General features: G+C 65.4%; 16 protein-coding genes. 15 read left to right on the plus strand and 1 reads right to left on the minus strand.

What is annotated here, in order from left to right:
- Positions 1-9 precede the first annotated feature (9 nt).
- Genes RX329_RS07550 through RX329_RS07570 form a run of 5 tightly spaced genes read left to right on the plus strand, consistent with a single transcriptional unit; the run spans position 10 to position 5,331 of the window.
- Positions 10-825 (plus strand): ABC transporter substrate-binding protein, encoded by an 816-nt coding sequence (locus RX329_RS07550; RefSeq protein WP_085359499.1) that lies wholly within the window; start codon positions 10-12, stop codon positions 823-825.
- On the plus strand, positions 812-1,696 hold the full coding sequence (locus tag RX329_RS07555; protein ID WP_085348935.1) for a polysaccharide deacetylase family protein: 885 nt from the start codon (positions 812-814) through the stop codon (positions 1,694-1,696). The genes RX329_RS07550 and RX329_RS07555 overlap by 14 nt, the downstream gene beginning before the upstream one ends.
- 8 nt (positions 1,697-1,704) lie before the next feature.
- Complete coding sequence (locus tag RX329_RS07560; protein ID WP_085359497.1) at positions 1,705-2,355, plus strand: aspartate/glutamate racemase family protein; 651 nt, start codon at positions 1,705-1,707, stop codon at positions 2,353-2,355.
- A gap of 22 nt (positions 2,356-2,377) precedes the next feature.
- Entirely contained in the window at positions 2,378-3,961 is a 1,584-nt protein-coding gene (locus tag RX329_RS07565) for an ABC transporter substrate-binding protein (RefSeq protein ID WP_085348933.1), read from the plus strand.
- A complete protein-coding gene (locus RX329_RS07570) occupies positions 3,958-5,331 on the plus strand; it encodes an amidohydrolase family protein (RefSeq protein WP_085348932.1) in 1,374 nt (457 codons plus the stop codon). The genes RX329_RS07565 and RX329_RS07570 overlap by 4 nt, the downstream gene beginning before the upstream one ends.
- Here RX329_RS07570 and RX329_RS07575 read toward each other — a convergent pair.
- Entirely contained in the window at positions 5,321-6,235 is a 915-nt protein-coding gene (locus RX329_RS07575; RefSeq protein ID WP_317245597.1) for a LysR substrate-binding domain-containing protein, read from the minus strand. The two genes, RX329_RS07570 and RX329_RS07575, sit on opposite strands and share 11 nt — an antisense overlap.
- A gap of 272 nt (positions 6,236-6,507) precedes the next feature.
- On the opposite strand from RX329_RS07575, the gene RX329_RS07580 reads away from it, so the two are divergent.
- The 10 genes from RX329_RS07580 (at position 6,508) to RX329_RS07625 (ending at position 16,416) form a co-directional block, all read left to right on the plus strand.
- A complete protein-coding gene (locus RX329_RS07580; RefSeq protein ID WP_018453751.1) occupies positions 6,508-7,542 on the plus strand; it encodes an ABC transporter substrate-binding protein in 1,035 nt (344 codons plus the stop codon).
- Positions 7,543-7,565: 23 nt separating this feature from the next.
- A complete protein-coding gene (locus RX329_RS07585; RefSeq protein ID WP_085384902.1) occupies positions 7,566-8,600 on the plus strand; it encodes an ABC transporter ATP-binding protein in 1,035 nt (344 codons plus the stop codon).
- Positions 8,597-9,472 (plus strand): ABC transporter permease, encoded by an 876-nt coding sequence (locus tag RX329_RS07590; protein WP_085348928.1) that lies wholly within the window; start codon positions 8,597-8,599, stop codon positions 9,470-9,472. Before RX329_RS07585 ends, RX329_RS07590 begins: the two co-directional genes overlap by 4 nt.
- Positions 9,469-10,275 (plus strand): ABC transporter permease, encoded by an 807-nt coding sequence (locus RX329_RS07595; RefSeq protein ID WP_085348927.1) that lies wholly within the window; start codon positions 9,469-9,471, stop codon positions 10,273-10,275. The genes RX329_RS07590 and RX329_RS07595 overlap by 4 nt, the downstream gene beginning before the upstream one ends.
- A gap of 8 nt (positions 10,276-10,283) precedes the next feature.
- On the plus strand, positions 10,284-11,420 hold the full coding sequence (locus RX329_RS07600) for an FAD-dependent oxidoreductase (protein ID WP_317245598.1): 1,137 nt from the start codon (positions 10,284-10,286) through the stop codon (positions 11,418-11,420).
- Between the two features lie 19 nt (positions 11,421-11,439).
- Positions 11,440-11,736 carry a (2Fe-2S)-binding protein gene (locus RX329_RS07605; protein ID WP_018453756.1) on the plus strand — a complete coding sequence of 99 codons (297 nt, stop codon included), beginning with the start codon at positions 11,440-11,442 and terminating at the stop codon, positions 11,734-11,736.
- Positions 11,733-13,151 (plus strand): NAD(P)/FAD-dependent oxidoreductase, encoded by a 1,419-nt coding sequence (locus RX329_RS07610; RefSeq protein ID WP_085359491.1) that lies wholly within the window; start codon positions 11,733-11,735, stop codon positions 13,149-13,151. Before RX329_RS07605 ends, RX329_RS07610 begins: the two co-directional genes overlap by 4 nt.
- Positions 13,148-14,269 (plus strand): NAD(P)/FAD-dependent oxidoreductase, encoded by a 1,122-nt coding sequence (locus RX329_RS07615; RefSeq protein ID WP_018453758.1) that lies wholly within the window; start codon positions 13,148-13,150, stop codon positions 14,267-14,269. The genes RX329_RS07610 and RX329_RS07615 overlap by 4 nt, the downstream gene beginning before the upstream one ends.
- 14 nt (positions 14,270-14,283) lie before the next feature.
- On the plus strand, positions 14,284-14,631 hold the full coding sequence (locus RX329_RS07620) for a RidA family protein (protein ID WP_085359489.1): 348 nt from the start codon (positions 14,284-14,286) through the stop codon (positions 14,629-14,631).
- Positions 14,632-14,802: 171 nt separating this feature from the next.
- Positions 14,803-16,416, plus strand: a complete 1,614-nt coding sequence (locus RX329_RS07625; RefSeq protein ID WP_085359488.1) for an ABC-F family ATP-binding cassette domain-containing protein — start codon at positions 14,803-14,805, stop codon at positions 16,414-16,416.
- The last annotated feature ends 119 nt before the right edge of the window (positions 16,417-16,535 follow it).

Consider the following 16,535-nt stretch of genomic DNA (forward strand, 5'->3'; position numbering starts at 1 on the left):
GGCGTATCGATGAAGAGACTTCTGGTTACGGCGGCACTCGTTGGCGCCATGAGCGCTCCGGTCATGGCAGTCGAGCTGCCGGCGGAGATCGCCAAGCGCGGCAGCATCAAGGTCGCGCTGGTGCCGAACTATCCGCCGATGGAGTTCCGCGATCCCGCCACCAACGCGTTGTCCGGCTTCGACATCGATCTCGGCGGGGCCATCGGCCGCAAGCTCGGCGTCAAGATCGAGTGGCAGGAGACCAGCTTTGCCGAGTTCATGCCGTCGATCTCGACCGGGCGGGTGGACGCCATCCTGTCCGGCTTCACGGACTATGCCAGCCGGCACGAGATCGCGTCCTTCGTCGATTATTTGCGCAGCGGCCCGCAGTTCTTCGTGCAGCAGTCGCGCAAGGCGGAGTTCAAGGACGCAGCCGCGCTCTGTGGCAAGAAGGTCGGCGCCAGCCGCCGCACCATGTTCCCGGCGCAGATCGCGGCCTGGAGCGAGAAGAATTGCGGCACCAATCCGATCCAGTTCGTCGGCACCGACGGCTCGGCCGACGCCCGCACCCAGCTCAGGCAGGGCCGCATCGATGCCGCCGCCCAGGGCAACGAGACGCTGCCCTACATCATGGACCTCGAGCCCGGCACCTATGCGACCGTGGGCGAGCCCATCGCGCAGCAATTCACCGGCATCGCTCTGCCGGTCAAGGAAAAGGCGCTGCAGCAAGCCATGCTGGAGGCGGTCGATGCGCTGATCACGGACGGCACCTATCGCACGCTGCTTGCCAAGTGGAAACTGACCGACAACGCACTCGAAAAGGCGACCCTCAATGCTGGACAGTAAGGCACTCCAGAGCATTCCGCTCACCCCAGCCAACACCGCGGATCCTGCGCCGGAATACCCCTGGCCGAAGCCGTACAATTCGGCGATGTTCCTGTCGTTCGACGTGGACGCGGAGAGCGCCTGGACCAGCAAGGACGCGGTGCATGCGCAGCGGCTCATCACCATGAGCTATGGCGGCTATGAGGCACGCGTCGGCACGCCGAAGCTCCTGGAGCTGCTCGAACAGCTCGATCTCAAGGCGACCTTCTTCGTCACGGGATGGTCGGTCGACGCGCATCCGGCGATGGCCGAGGCCATTCTCAAGGCCGGTCACGAGATCGGCCACCACGGCTATCACCATCTGTTGCCCGATCCCGGCGATCCCTGGATCGAGGAGGAGCTCGAGCGCGGGTTCGAGGCGCTCAAGCGCCGGCTTGGCGTCAGGCCGACCGGCTACCGCGCGCCCTACGGCGAGTTCACCGAGGAGCTGCGGGTGGCCTTGGTGCGCCACGGCATCGTCTACACCTCCTCGTTCCGCGACGACGTGCGGCCCTATCGGCATCGTCTCGCCGACGGCAAGCCGGGCACGATCGAGCTGCCGGTGACCGCCAGCTATGACGACTGGATGCACGGCCTGTCCGCGCGCTTCAGCCCCCGCTCGATCTTCCCCAAGGAGCATGTGCTCTCGATCTGGAAGGACGAGCTCGACGAAACCAGAGACTGGGGCGCGATGGTGACGACCGTGCTGCATCCACAATGCAGCGGTCGACCGATGCGGCTGCGCCTGCTGCGCGAATTCCTGACCTACGCAAAGTCGTGCCCGGATGTCTGGATCACGACCGGTGAGAAGATCGCGGCCAACTTCCTGCGCCACGAGGCCGGAAAAAGTTGAGCCACGCCATGACCCGTATCCTCGTCATCAACCCCAACTCCTCCGCATCGGTGACGGCGGCGATCGACGACGCCGTCGCGCCGCTACGCATCGCCGGCGGACCCGCAATCGAGGTCGTCGGCCTTGCCGGGGGGCCGCCGGGCATCAGCTCGCAACGCGACGCCGACAGCATGGTGATGCCGCTGGTCAACCGTGTGTCGCGCGCCGATGCGGATGCCTTCGTGCTCGCCTGCTTCAGTGATCCCGGCCTGCATGCGGTGCGCGAGGCGGCCGGCGGGCGCCCGGTGATGGGCATCGCCGAGTGCGGCATCTTTCGCGCAATGATGCTGGGCGAGCGATTTGGCGTCATCGCGCTGTCGCCGTCGAGCATTCGCCGCCAGCAGCGGATGGTGCGGCTGATGGGCATCGACAGCCGCTATGCCGGAAGCTGGTCGGTCGGCGCGAGCGCGGCGGAGACGGCAGGCGCGGACATCCGGGGACGGTTGATTGAAGCCGGCCGCGCGCTGGTCTCGCAATGCCTTGCCGATGTCGTGGTGATGGGCTGCGCCGGCATGGCCTCGCACCGCGCGGCGATTGCGGATGCCATCGGTGTGCCCGTGGTCGAGCCGGCGCAGCAGGCGGTGGCCGCTGCGATCGGCGCGGTCTTGTTGAACACGTAAGATCCTTCAGGAGCCTCTTGCAATGCCCGTCTCCCGCCGTTCGCTCCTCAAGGCCGTAGCCGCGGTGCCGGCGCTGTCATTTCCGGGCATCCTGCGCGCCGAATCCCAGACCACGCTACGCTTCATTCCGGTGATCGACCTCGCCTTCGTCGATCCCATCTATTCGACGGCACAAGTGTCGCGAAACCACGGCTTCATGGTCTACGACACGCTCTACGGCATGAGCTCTTCGCTCCAGGTCTCGCCTCAGATGCTGTCGGGCCATGTCGTCTCCGGCGACCGGCTGCAATGGGACCTCAGCTTGCGTGACGGTCTGTTCTGGCACGATGGCGAGCGCGTGCTCGCCCGCGACTGCGTCGCGAGCATCCGCCGCTGGGCCGCGCGCGACGGCTTTGGCGGCGAGCTGATGGAGGCGACTGACAAGCTGTCGGCCACTGACGACCGCACCATCCGCTTCCGCCTCAAACGTCCATTCCCGCTGTTGCCGCAAGCGCTGGGCAAGGCCGCGATCAACGCGTGCTTCATGATGCCGGAGCGGCTGGCGGGCCAGGATCCGTTCAAGCCGCTCACCGAAGTGATCGGCAGCGGCCCGTTCCGCTATCTCGCCGACGAGCGCGTGCAGGGTGCGCGCAACGCGTATGCCAGGTTCGAGCGCTATCAGCCGCGCACGGACGGCAAGCCGGATTGGACAGCGGGCCCGAAGATCGTGCACTACGATCGGGTGGTCTGGACCACCACGCCCGATGCCGGCACCGGCGTCGCCGCGCTGCAGACCGGGGAGCAGGACTGGCAAGAGACCACGCCACACGACCTGCTGCCGATCATCAAGGCGGCCGGCGACATCGAGACGCGGATCCTCGATCCCCGCGGTTACGCCTGCATGCTGCGCCTCAATCATCTTCAGCCACCGTTCGACAATCCTGCCGTTCGCCGCGCGCTCCTGGGGGCCATCGATCAATCCGCCTTCATGACCGCGGTGGCCGGTACCGATCCGAACTTCCAGGTCTCACCGATCGGCTATTTCGCGCCGAATACGCCGATGGCCAGCGATGTCGGCCTCGATGTCTTCCGCGGCCCGCGTGACTACGCCAAAGTGAAGGCCGATCTCAAGGCCGCGGGGTATAATGGCGAGAAGGTCGTGGTGCTCGTGCCCACCAACTCACTGGCGCAGAAGCCGCTTGGCGAGATCGCCGTCGACTCCTTGCGCAAGGCCGGCATGAACGTCGAATATGCCGGGCTCGATTTCGCCGTGGTGCTGCAACGCCAACTCAAGAAGGACCCGATCGGGCAGGGCGGCTGGAGCGCGGCGGTCGGCAACTGGCAGGGCATCGACTGGCTCAATCCGGCCGGCAACACCAATATCCGTGGTGAGGGCAAGGTCGCCGGCTGGTATGCGAGCGAGAAGATGGCCGGCCTGCGCAGCCAGTGGCTGGCGGCCTCCGAGCTCGCGGAGCAGCAGCGCATCTGCCGTGAGATCCAGGCGGTGGCTTTCCAGGAAATCCCCTATATTCCGATTGGCCTGTACAAGCAGCCGACTGCCTATCGCAAAGCCATCACCGGCATTCTCGACGGCACCGCCGTTTTCTGGAACGTACGCCCCGCATGAGCACGATCGCAATCTTCGGCAGCTATGTGCTGTCACGCAAGGACGGCGCGCAGGACGTGTTGCGCGACCATTGGGTTCTGGTCGAAGGCAAGAAGATTGCCGCGGTCACGCGCGACAAGCCGCGGGCGGACGAGGTGCATGACCGTCCCGGCCGCTTCGTTCTGCCGGGCCTGTTGAACCTGCACAATCACTGCTTCTCCGAAGCGGTGGCGCGCAGCCACACCGAGGACGGCAACGGCCGCCGCAACAACCAGAGCATCGTTTACACGGTGCTTTTGCCGCTGACCAAGCGCGGTGCAGATATCTTGTCGGCGGAAGAGCGCATGGCGGTCGCGCGGCTCGGCATCCTCCAACTCCTGAAGGGCGGCGCCACCACGGTGATGGAGCCGTTCCGCAACTCGATCCCGGAGATGTTCGATGCCGCCGAGGAGATGGGCATCCGCTTCTACGGCGCGCCCTATCTGTTCTCGACGTCGGACGCCAAGGCCGGCCCCGACGGCGTGGTGCACTATTCCGGCGATGACGGCACAGCCGACATGGCGACCTGGGATGCACTCTACCAGCGCTGGAATAATCGCGGCGACGGCCGCATCGGCCTTGCGATGAGTCCGCATGCCACCGACACCTGCGGGCCTGATCTGTTGAGGGCCTGTGCCGCGCGGGCACGCGAGCTCGGCGTGCCCGTCACGACGCATATGGCGCAGAGCCGCGCCGAGGTCGAAACCATCGGCAAGCGCTATGGCGGCCGCACGCCGGCGCAATATCTCGACTGGCTCGGCCTGCTGGCGCCCGACCTGATGGCGGCGCACTGCATGTTCAGCACCGATGACGATCTCAAGCTGATGGCCGCGCGCGGTATGACGGTTCTCAACTGCCCGCGCGTGTTCGCGCGCGCCGGCGTCACCGCGGCCTTCAGCCAGTTCGCGGAGCACGGCGTGCGCACGGTGGTCGGCACCGACGGCTACAACATGGACCTGCTCGGCGAGCTCAATGCGGCGTCGCTGATCTCCAAGATCACCTCGGCGCGTGCCGATGTCGCGAACGCGCCCGAGTTGATCGAGGCGAACACGGCAATCGCGGCCGATGTCATCAAGCGGCCCGATCTCGGCCGTATCGAGCCGGGCGCGACCGCCGACCTCACGATCGTCGATCTCACCCATCCGCATCTTCAGCCGCTGTTCGACCCGCGCCGCGCGCTGATCGCGCTCGCCAATCGCGCCAATATCGATCAGGTCATGGTCGACGGCCGCATGCTGGTCGATGCCGGCCGCTATCTCGGCGCCGACGAGGCCGCGATCACGGCTGCCGGCACCGCTGCGATTGGCAAGATCTGGGACCTGCCGGAGGCACAGGCGGCGTTCAACGGCTGAGGGGTGGCTCGTCGAATTCGGCGAGCGCCTTGCGTATGGTCTCGACCAGATCGAGCGCTACCGGCGAGGGGCTGCGCTGTGCCGGAAAGACCGCCGAGAATGCGAAGTCGATGCGCGGCAGGAAGCGGCGCACGACGACGCCGCGGGTAGAAAATTCCTGGGCGGTGAAGGGATCGCAGATGGCGACGCCAAGTCCTGACGACACCATGCCGCACATGATCTCCGACAGCGTGGTCTCGACCCTGAGCACGCGGCGGACATCGTGGCGATGGAAGACCTGGTCGACGAGGTGGCGGCTCGACGAGCCCGCCGACAGCGAGATGAAAGTCTCGCCCTCGAAGTCGCGGGGCTCCAGCACTTCCTTTTCCGCGAGGCGGTGACCGGTGGGCAGTACAGCCACACGCGCGGGCGCCGGCAGCTTCTGGCTCGGCAAGCCCGAATGCGCGATGGGCACCTCGGCAAAGCCGACGTCGCACTGATTGTTCAGTACCCAGTCGACCACGATCGGCGAGATCACGCCGAAGAAAGCGAGGTTGAGGTTCGGCCGCTCCTTCAGGAAGTGCCCGGTGAGCCGCGGCAAATAGCCATTGGACAATGCTGGAAGTGCCGCGATCCGCAGTGAGCCGGTGCGGCGGCCGCGGATTTCCTCGGCTGCCGCCGTGATCCGTTCAAGGCCGACGAAGGAGCGCTCGACTTCGGTGTAGAGCGCCATTGCCGCAGCGGTCGGCACGAGGCCGGTGCCGCGCCGCTCGAACAGCTCCATCTTCAGCAGCGCCTGGAGGTCGCGCAGCAAGCGGCTGACCGCCGGCTGCGTCACTTTCATCAGCGCCGCCGCCTCAGTCACGCTGCCGGTCAGCATCGTAGCCCGGAAGGCTTCCACCTGCCGCGAATTGATGCGCGCCATCCTGAATTCCATTCATAACATTTAGGCATACAGAGGGTGCCATTATTCATTGGACGACGGAAGCCGGAGTTTGCGATCTTTTTCATCAGAGCTGGAGACGGCCCGCTTTTTCGGCAGATTGGAGGGGTTCGAACCTCCGGATCGCGCCAAACCTGTCGAGCAGGGGCCGGAGCCCTGGTCGGAGAGGGGTTTTGCGCGGAAGGAAATGCGGAAGGTCCAGCCAACGAGACTCGTCGGCACGTCACCTCATCCCGGTATGGAGATCGGACCACATGAAGACTTTTCGCCTTCTGACAGCGGTCAGCATCGCGGCCCTCATCGCCGCCCCGTCGGTTGCCACGGCTCAGCAAAAGACGCTCTATGTCGCCGGCTATGGCGGCTCGTTCGAGAAGACCATCCGCGACGAGGTGATCCCGACTTTCGAGAAGGAGAACGGCGTCAAGGTCGAGTACGTCGCCGGCAACTCCACCGACACGCTGGCCAAGCTGCAGGCGCAGAAGGGCAACCAGCAGATCGACGTCGCCATCGTGGACGACGGCCCGATGTACCAGGCGATCCAACTCGGCTTCTGCGGCAAGCTCGATGGCCTGCCGACCGATCTCTACGACACCGCGCGCTTCAAGGACGATCGTGCGGTCGCGATCGGCATCGTCGCGACCGGCCTGATGTACAACACCAAGGTGTTTGCGGAGAAGGGCTGGGCGCCGCCGACCTCCTGGAACGATCTCAAGGACACGAAATACGCCAAGCAGCTCGTGATCCCGCCGATCAACAACACCTATGGCCTCGAAGCGCTGGTGATGCTGTCGAAGATGAATGGCGGCGGCGAGTCCAATGTCGATTCCGGCTTCAAGATCTTCAAGGAGCAGATCAATCCGAACGTGCTCGCCTATGAGCCGTCGCCGGGCAAGATGACCGAGCTGTTCCAGTCCGGGCAGGCTGTGATCGCGGTGTGGGGCACCGGCCGCGTGCAGAGCTTTGCCAATACCGGCTTCCCCGTCGATTTCGTCTATCCGAAGGAGGGCGCCGCGACGTTGCTGACGACCGCCTGTCCGATCACCAAGCCGAACGCCTCGCCGCTTGCGTCTAGCTTCGTCAAGATGCTGCTCGAACCCAAGATCCAGCTCGTGATGCTGAAGGATTACGGCTACGGCCCGGTGCTGAAATCGCTGGTGATCCCGCCCGAGCTCGGCAAGATGGCGCCGATCGGCGAGCGCGCGGCAAAGCTCTATAATCCGGACTGGACCGTCATCAACGAGAAGCGCGAGGAATGGACCAAGCGCTGGAATCGCGAGGTCGAGCGCTGATCGGTCATCCCGGAGACAGTGCGATGGCCTATCTCGAGCTCGAAGGGGTCGCCAAGCAATTCGGAGCGCAGACTGTCGTCGACGACTTCAGTCTCGCGGTCGGGAAGGGGGAGTTCGTCTCCTTTCTCGGCCCCTCCGGCTGCGGCAAGACCACGACCCTGCAGATGATCGCGGGCTTCCTCGATCCCACCCGCGGCGCGATCCGGCTGCAAGGCAAGGATCTGACCGCGATCCATCCGGCCAAACGCGGGCTCGGGATCGTGTTCCAGAGCTACGCGCTGTTTCCGCACATGACCGCGGCCGAGAATGTCGCCTTCGGGCTCGAGATGCGCAATGTGCCGCGCGGCGAACGGACCGAGCGCGTTCGCGCAGCGCTCGCGATGGTCGGGCTTGCCGGCTACGAGGATCGCCATCCGCGTCGCATGTCCGGCGGCCAGCAGCAGCGCGTGGCGCTGGCGCGCGCGCTGGTGATCAAGCCGAGCGTGCTGTTGCTCGACGAGCCGCTATCGAATCTCGACGCCAAGCTGCGCGAGGAGATGCAGATCGAGCTGCGCCAGATCCAGCGTACCATCGGCACCACCACGATCCTCGTCACCCACGACCAGAACGAGGCGATGTCGTTGTCCGACCGCATCGTGGTGATGAGCCAGGGCCGGATCGAGCAGATCGGCACGCCGCAAGAGGCTTATGAGAAGCCGGCCTCGGCCTTCGTCTCGCAGTTTTTGGGAAAGACCAACGACTTTGCCGCGACGATCGATCGGACCAGTGCGCCTGGGCGATTGATCGCCGGCTCGTGGAGCGCGCCTGCGCCTGCCGGGCGTAGCGGTCCCGTCACCGTCAGCATTCGCCCCGAGCGGATCGACTTTGGCGACGCAGGCCTCAGCGCAAAGATCGTCACCCGCATCTTCCAGGGCAATCACTGGCTGTTCCAGTGCGAGAGCGAATGTGGCCCGGCGACCGTGATCCGCCAGAATGACGGCCGGTCGCAACCGGTCGAAGGCGAGGCAGTTCACCTCACCTGGCGACCGGAAGACATGGGCGTGAGAGGCGTCGCATGAGCGCTTCCGCCGAGGAACGAAACGTACGCACGCCGTGGGCGCTGACCGCGCCCGCTTTGATGCTGTTCGTCGGCGTGCTCCTGATTCCGCTGGCAATGACCGTGATGCTGTCGTTCCACGATTGGGGCCAGTACAAGGGCATCGAGCCGGTCTTCATCCTCAAGAACTGGCACGAGATCGTCACCGATCCCTATTACGCCGAGATGTTCGGGCGGACGTTTCGCATCGCAATCCTGACCACGCTGCTCACCGCGCTGCTCGGTGCGCCCGAAGCCTACATCCTCAACCGCATGGGCGGACGCTGGAAGAGCGTTTTCCTGCTGGTCATCCTGGGGCCGCTGTTGATTTCCGTGGTGGCGCGGACGCTCGGCTGGGCGCTGCTGTTCGGCGGCAATAACGGCCTCGTCAACAAGCTCTTGATGTCGGTCGGGTTGATCCGCGCGCCTATCCCCTTCATGTTCACCGAGACCGGAATGGTTATCGCGCTCGCGCACGTGATGATGCCCTTCATGGTGCTGTCGGTGTGGGCGGCGCTGCAGCGGCTCGATCCGCAGATCGAGAATGCCGCGATGTCGCTCGGCGCCGGCCCTGTGACCATCATCCGCCGCATCATCATGCCGCAGATCATGCCGGGCGTGCTGTCGGGGGCGATCATCGTGTTCTCGCTCTCGGCCAGTGCGTTTGCGACGCCCGCGATCATCGGCGGCCGCCGACTCAAGGTCGCGGCGACGCTGGCCTATGACGAGTTCCTCAACACGCTGAACTGGCCGCTGGGTGCGGCGGTCGCCACGCTGCTGCTGGCCGCGCTGGTCTTGATCGTCGTCGGCAGCAACGCGCTGATCGAGCGTCGTTACGCGGAGGTGTTCCGATGAGCCGGAATGGCCCGCTGGCGTTGATCTTCCACACCATCTTCGTCATCGTCATGGTGGCGCCGATCCTCGTCGTCTGCCTCGTCGCGTTCACGCCTGAAGGCTTCTTGTCGCTGCCGACAAACGGCTTTTCGCTGCGCTGGTTCAGGGCGATCGCCAACTATCCCGAATTCGTCCACGCTTTCTGGGTCAGTCTTGGCCTTGGCGCACTGTCCTCCCTCGTGGCGCTGCTATTCGCGGTGCCTGCGGCGCTGGCGATCGCGCGCTATCGGTTCCGCGGTCGAGACGCACTGGCGGCGCTGTTTCTGTCGCCGCTGATGATCCCGCATGTCGTGCTCGGCATCGCGTTCCTGCGCTTCTTCACTTCGGCTGGCCTCGGCGGCAGCTTCGCCGCGCTGATCATCGCGCATGTCATCATCGTGTTTCCGTTCGCACTGCGGCTGACGCTGGCGGCAGCGACCGGCATGGACCTCTCGGTCGAGATGGCCGCGGTCTCGCTCGGCGCCGGCGGCTGGACGCTGTTCCGCCGCGTCACGCTGCCGTTGATCCTGCCCGGCGTCATCAGCGGCTGGGCGCTCGCCTTCATCCAGTCCTTCGACGATCTCACCATGACCGTCTTCCTCGCGGCACCCGGCACCGAAACATTGCCGGTGCGCATGTTTCTGTACATCCAGGACAACATCGATCCGCTGGTGACTTCAGTCTCGGCCTGCGTGATCGCGATCACCATGACCGCCCTCATTCTGCTCGACCGCTTCTACGGGCTCGACCGCGTGCTCGCCGGCAAGGGCGATACAGGGCGATAGGAGAGTCCATGCGAACAGATTACGACGTCGCCGTCGTCGGTGGCGGATTGCTCGGCTCCGCCATTGCCTGGGGCCTCGGCCGACTCGGCAAGAGCGTCGCCGTGCTCGATGAAGGCGACAACACCAAGCGTGCCTCGCGTGCCAACTTTGCGCTGGTCTGGGTGCAGAGCAAGGGGCTCGGCATGCCGGCCTATACGGTGTGGACCGTGCAAGCGTCACAGGCATGGAGCCGGCTCGCGTCCGAGCTGAAGCAGCAGACCGGCCTCGATGTCTCGCTTCAGCAGAACGGCGGTTTTCATCTGACGCTTGGCGAGGACGAGTTCGGTCAGCGCGCCGAGCTGGTCAAGCGCATGCACAACCAGACGGGTGCCGCCGATTACAAGATGGAGATGCTGCCGGCATCCGAGGTGAAGAAGGCGCTGCCGCTGATCGGGCCCGAGGTCTCCGGCGGCAGTTATTGTCCACTCGACGGTCACGTCAATTCGCTGCGCACGTTTCGTGCGTTCCACACCGGCTTCAAGGCATTCGGCATCGATTATCTTCCGGAGCGCCCGGTCTCGGCGATCAGCAGGAGCAGCGGCGAATTCTGCCTGACCACGCCGCAGGGCGAGCTCCGTGCCGCCAAGATCGTGCTCGCCGCCGGCAATGCTAACCAGACCCTGGCGCCGATGGTCGGTCTCCACGCCCCGATGGGCCCGACCCGCGGCCAGATCGTGGTGACCGAGCGCACCATGCCCTTTCTGCCGCATCCGCTGACCACGATCCGCCAGACCGACGAGGGCACGGTGATGATCGGCGACAGCAAGGAAGACGAGCTCGACGATCGCGCGCTGAAGCACTCGATCAGCGCCGTGATGACGGATCGCGCCCAGCGCATGTTTCCGCATCTCGCGCGGCTCAACGTGGTCCGGAGCTGGGCCGGCATCCGCGTCATGCCGCAGGACGGCTTTCCGATCTACGACCAGTCGGAGACGCATCCCGGTGCCTTCGTCGCCTGCTGCCACTCCGGGGTGACACTCGCCTCCAACCACGCCTTCGAGATCGCGCGGATGGTTGCGCAAGGCGCGCTCGAGCCCGAGCTGGTCGGCGCGTTCTCGGCCAGCCGTTTTGGCGCCGCCGGTGCCGCGAACAACAGCGGCTACTAGGGACATTGAAGGAGCCAGGATGTTCAAACGATCCGAGCAGGACAAGCGGCCAGCGGTGCAAATCTTCGTCGATGGCGTTGCCGTCGCGGCGCGGCAGGGCGACACCGTCTCCGCCGCGCTGCTGGCCTCGAGCTGCGATGCACGCCGTTCGACCGCAGTCAGCGGGGCGCTGCGTTTGCCCTATTGCATGATGGGCGTGTGCTTCGATTGCCTCGTCACCATCGATGGCGTCGGCAACCGACAGGGCTGCCTGGTGCCGGTCACCGACGGCATGCAGATCGAGATTCAGAAGGGCAAGCGGGAGATCGGGAAATGACTGTGGCTCCCAAGCGCGAAGAATATGACGTCGTGGTGATCGGGGCCGGGCCTGCCGGCCTTGCCGCCGCCGCGACGGCCGCCGAAGCCGGCCTGTCCACGCTGCTGCTCGACGAGAATATCGGCCCCGGAGGCCAGGTGTTTCGTGCCATCGCCTCGACGCCGGTGACCGACCGCAGCCAGCTCGGTGAGGACTATTGGGTCGGTACCGATCTCGTGCAGGCGCTACGCGCAGGCAACGCGGAGGTCATTCAGCGCGCGACGGTCTGGAGCCTCGATCGCAATCTCGATATCGCCGTCTCGGTCGGCGGCGCGTCCGCCTTCGTCAAGGCCAGGCGCGTGATCCTCGCGACCGGCGCGCTGGAGCGGCCGTTTCCGATTCCCGGGTGGACGCTTCCGGGCGTGATGACCGCGGGCGCCGCGCAGACCATGTTGAAATCATCGGCCCTGGTGCCGGATGGCCGCACGGTGATCGCGGGGCAGGGGCCGCTGCTCTGGCTGCTCGCCGCGCAGATCTTGCGTCTCGGCGGTCGCATCGATCGCATTCTCGACACCACCGAGCGCGGAAACTATTTCGCCGCACTCCCCCACGCTTTCGCTTTCCTGACCTCGCCGTATTTCGCCAAGGGCTTGTCGATGATGCGCGAGGTGAAGGCGAAGGTGCAGGTCGTCTCAGGTGTCAGCGAGCTTGCTGCCTCTGGTGACGGCCAACTCGCGAACGTCAGCTATGTCGCCGGCGGCAAACGCGAGACCGTCCTTGCGGATCTCTTGCTGCTGCACCAGGGCGTCGTGCCCAACGTCAATCTGGCGATGGCGGCCGGAATCGAGCATCGCTGGGATGATTTGCAATTGTGCTGGTCTCCGGTGCTGGATGCCAGCGGCAATTCGTCGGTCGCCGGCATTGCGATTGCTGGCGACGGCGCCGGCATCGGCGGGGCGAACGCAGCCGTAGTGCGCGGCCGCATCGCGGCACGCGCGGCAGTGGAGGCGTTGGCGCCTGCGGCTGCAAAAAAATTTGCGCCGATGGCGAGCCTCCGCGCCGATCTCGCCAAGGCCGAACGTGGTCGCGTTTTTCTCGACACGCTGTTCCGGCCGGCGCCGCAGTTTCGCATTCCCGCAGGCGACACCATCGTCTGTCGCTGTGAGGAGGTCACCGCAAAGGATATTCTCGACGCCGTCGCGATCGGCGCGACCGGGCCGAACCAGCTCAAGGCCTACCGCCGCACCGGCATGGGGCCGTGCCAGGGCCGGCTCTGCGGCCTCACCGTCACCGAGCTGATGGCGCAGGCGCGGGGCAAGAGCCCGCAGGAGATTGGCTATTACCGGCTGCGCGCGCCGGTCAAGCCGATCACGCTCGCCGAGCTCGCCGCCGTTCCGAAGAGCGCAGACGACATCAAGGCGGTGGTGCGCGGATGACGAAAAACGTGGATGCGATCGTCGTCGGCGGCGGCATCCACGGGTGCTCGACCGCGCTATATCTGTGTCTCGCCGGCCTCAAGCCGGTGCTGATCGAGAAGGACTATGCCGGCCGGCACGCTTCCGGTGTCAACGCCGGCGGCGTGCGCCAGCTTGCGCGGCACATCCCCGAAATCCCGCTTTCGATCCGCTCGATGGGTATCTGGGAGAAGATCACCGATCTCCTCGACGACGATTGCAGCTTTGAGAGCTATGGCCAGGTCCTCGTCGCCGAGAACGAAGAGGAACTCGCGGTCTGCCGCGCACGTGTGGCCGAGCTCAACGCGCTCGGCTTCACCCACGAAGAGCTGATCGATGCCGCAGAGCTGCGGCGCCTCGTGCCGGCGGTGGCCGAGACCTGTCCCGGCGGCGTGGTCTCGCGCCGCGACGGTGCGGCCAATCCCGCGCAGGCGACGACGGCGTTCCGTCGCAAGGCGGAGCAACTAGGTGCGACCGTGCGCGAGGGCATTGCCGCCACGAATATCCGGCACACCGATGGTCTCTGGCATGTCGATGTCGGCGCCGAGAGCTTTGCCGCGCCGGTGCTCGTCAATGCCGCCGGCGCCTGGGCCGGGACCATCGCAGCCGCGCTCGGTGAGCCCGTTCCGGTCGAGACGGTGGCGCCGATGTTGATGATCACCTCGCGCGTGCCGCATTTCATCGATCCGGTCGTGATCCTGCGCGGCCGCAAGCTGTCCTTCAAGCAATTCAAGAACGGCACGGTGCTGATCGGCGGCGGCCATTTGGCTACGCCCCATCAGGATCGCAACGAGACGGTGTTGGACTGGAAAAGCCTCGCGACCAGCGCCCGCACCGTGTTCGAGCTGTTCCCGGTCATGCGCGACGCGACGATCATGCGGGCCTGGGCCGGCATCGAGGCCAAGACCAAGGACGATCTGCCCGTGTTTGGACCGAGCAGCCGGCACAAGGGCCTCTATCACCAATTCGGTTTTTCGCTGCACGGTTTCCAGCTCGGCCCCGGCGCGGGCGCCGTCATGGCGGAGCTGATCGTCAACGGCGGCACCCAGACCCGCATCGGCGATCTCGGCATCGACCGTTTCCACCCCTCCACGCTCTAGCAAAAGAGGACATCATGAGCATTACCCGCAGCATCCGCACGTCCATCATGCACCGCGCCGTCGAAGCCAACGGCTTCGTCTTCATTGGCGGCACCATCGCCGACGACACCTCTGTGTCGATGGGCGAGCAGACCCGCAACATCCTCGGCAAGATCGCCGGCTATCTGAAGGAAGCGGGCACCGACAAGTCGCGCGTCGTGAGCACCTCGATCTTCGTCACGGACCTTTCCAAGAAGAAGGAGATGGACGCGGTCTGGACCGAGTTCTTCGGCGACAATCTGCCGACCCGCGCCACCGTCGGCGTCGCCGATCTCGGCGGCAGCGCGCTGATCGAGGTCGTGGTCACCGCGCTCAAGGGTTGATCGCGCGGGCCTGCGGCGGACGTCGGCGCTCCGCGCGCCGTCGCTCCTCAGAGCCTCGCCTTGATCTCGCCCTTCGATGGGATTAGTTAGAGAGCCCTCAAACAGGATATTCGAGATCCATGGATTTGACCCCGACCGCAAAGCCGACCTGCCTTGCTCACGGGGAATTCCATGCCTGCTTCCATCATCCTGTCCAACCTGTCGCTGTCCTCGCCTGACGGCCGCTCTCTTTTTTCCAATATCGATCTGACGTTCGGCGCCGAGCGGACCGGCCTCGTCGGCCGCAACGGCGTCGGGAAGACGACGCTGCTTGCGTCGATTTCGCGAGAGCACATTCCTCAATCGGGGCGCGTTGCTATCAACGGAACCGTTGGTCTGTTGCGCCAGGACGTCCAGCCCCTTGCGGGCGCGAAGGTGATCGACCTGTTCGGTGCGCGAGCCGCGCTCGATCTGCTTCGCCGTGCCGAGCGCGGGGATGCCTTGGCCGAGGAGGTTTCCGAGGTCGATTGGACCCTCGAAACACGGCTTACGTCCGCCCTTGCGCGTGTCGGGTTCGACGTCGCTCCGGAGATCGAGCTCGACCGCCTGTCGGGCGGGCAGGTCACGCGGGTTCGTCTGGCCGCGCTGATCTTTGCGGAGCCAGACTTCCTGCTGCTCGACGAGCCCACCAACAATCTCGATCGGGAGGGGCGCAAGGCGGTGATCGATTTCCTTGCGTCTTGGCGCGGTGGGGCGATCGTCGTCAGCCACGATCGGAGCCTGCTCGAAACCATGGATGCGATCGTCGAGCTGACGTCGCTCGGAGCTACGCGATACGGCGGCAATTGGAGCAGTTATTGCGAGCAGAAAGCCGTTGCGCTCGCGGCTGTCAGGCACGACCTCGCGCATGCCCAGAGGCGCCTGTCCGAGATCGACGGGAAAGCGCAGGAGGCCGCGGAGAGGAAAGCGCGCAAGGACGGCGGGGGCAAGAAGAAGCGCGCCAAGGGCGACATGCCGCGCATCCTGGCCGGCGCACGCAAGGACCGTAGCGAAGACACCGGCGGCAAGACCGCGCAGATCGCCGAGCGGCGGCGTGCGGATGCGCTTGAGGCCCTTGATACGGCGCGCCGGCGCATCGAGATTCTTCAGCCGCTGTCGGTGAAGCTGCCCTCGACCCGGCTGCCAGCGGGCAGGGAGGTGGTTTGGCTCGATTGCGTCAGCGCCGGCTATCGGCCGGACCGGGAAGTCTTGCGCGATCTATCGCTCGCGATCGTTGGTCCGGAGCGCCTGGCAATTGTCGGACCCAACGGTTCCGGCAAGACGACGCTGCTGAAACTCGTCGCCGGCGAACTACGTCCGCTCTCCGGCACCATGCGGGTCAGGCCGGATCTTGCGCTGTTCGATCAGAAGGCCAGCCTGCTCGATCCCGCGGTCTCCATCCTGGATAACTTCAGGCGCTTCCATCCGAAGGCGGGTGCAAATGAATGCCATGCGGCGCTGGCCCGGTTCATGTTTCGAGCCGATGCCGCCCTGCAGATCGTGGGACATTTGAGCGGCGGGCAGATGTTTCGTGCAGGCCTTGCCTGCGTGCTGGGCGGAGCGATGCCGCCGTCGCTGCTGATCCTCGACGAGCCGACCAATCATCTGGACATCGAATCCATCGAAGCCGTCGAAGCGGGCTTGAGGGCCTATGACGGCGCGCTGCTCGTCGTCAGTCATGATGAGGCGTTTTTGCAGGCGATCGGGATTACCCGACGGCTCGATCTTGCTGCCCCGAGGCAGCGCGCCGGTTGCAGGATCATTTGATCCCGCTTTGCGGTTCGGCACGACGACAATTTTCAAAAACCCGACGCCCTGCCCCCAGCGCGTCGGGTGGAAAAAGATGAGTATCAATCCGTGATCCCAACGCAGCAGTTGTGACTCGC

Source organism: Bradyrhizobium sp. BWC-3-1 (assembly GCF_032917965.1).
Lineage (GTDB): Bacteria > Pseudomonadota > Alphaproteobacteria > Rhizobiales > Xanthobacteraceae > Bradyrhizobium > Bradyrhizobium canariense_D.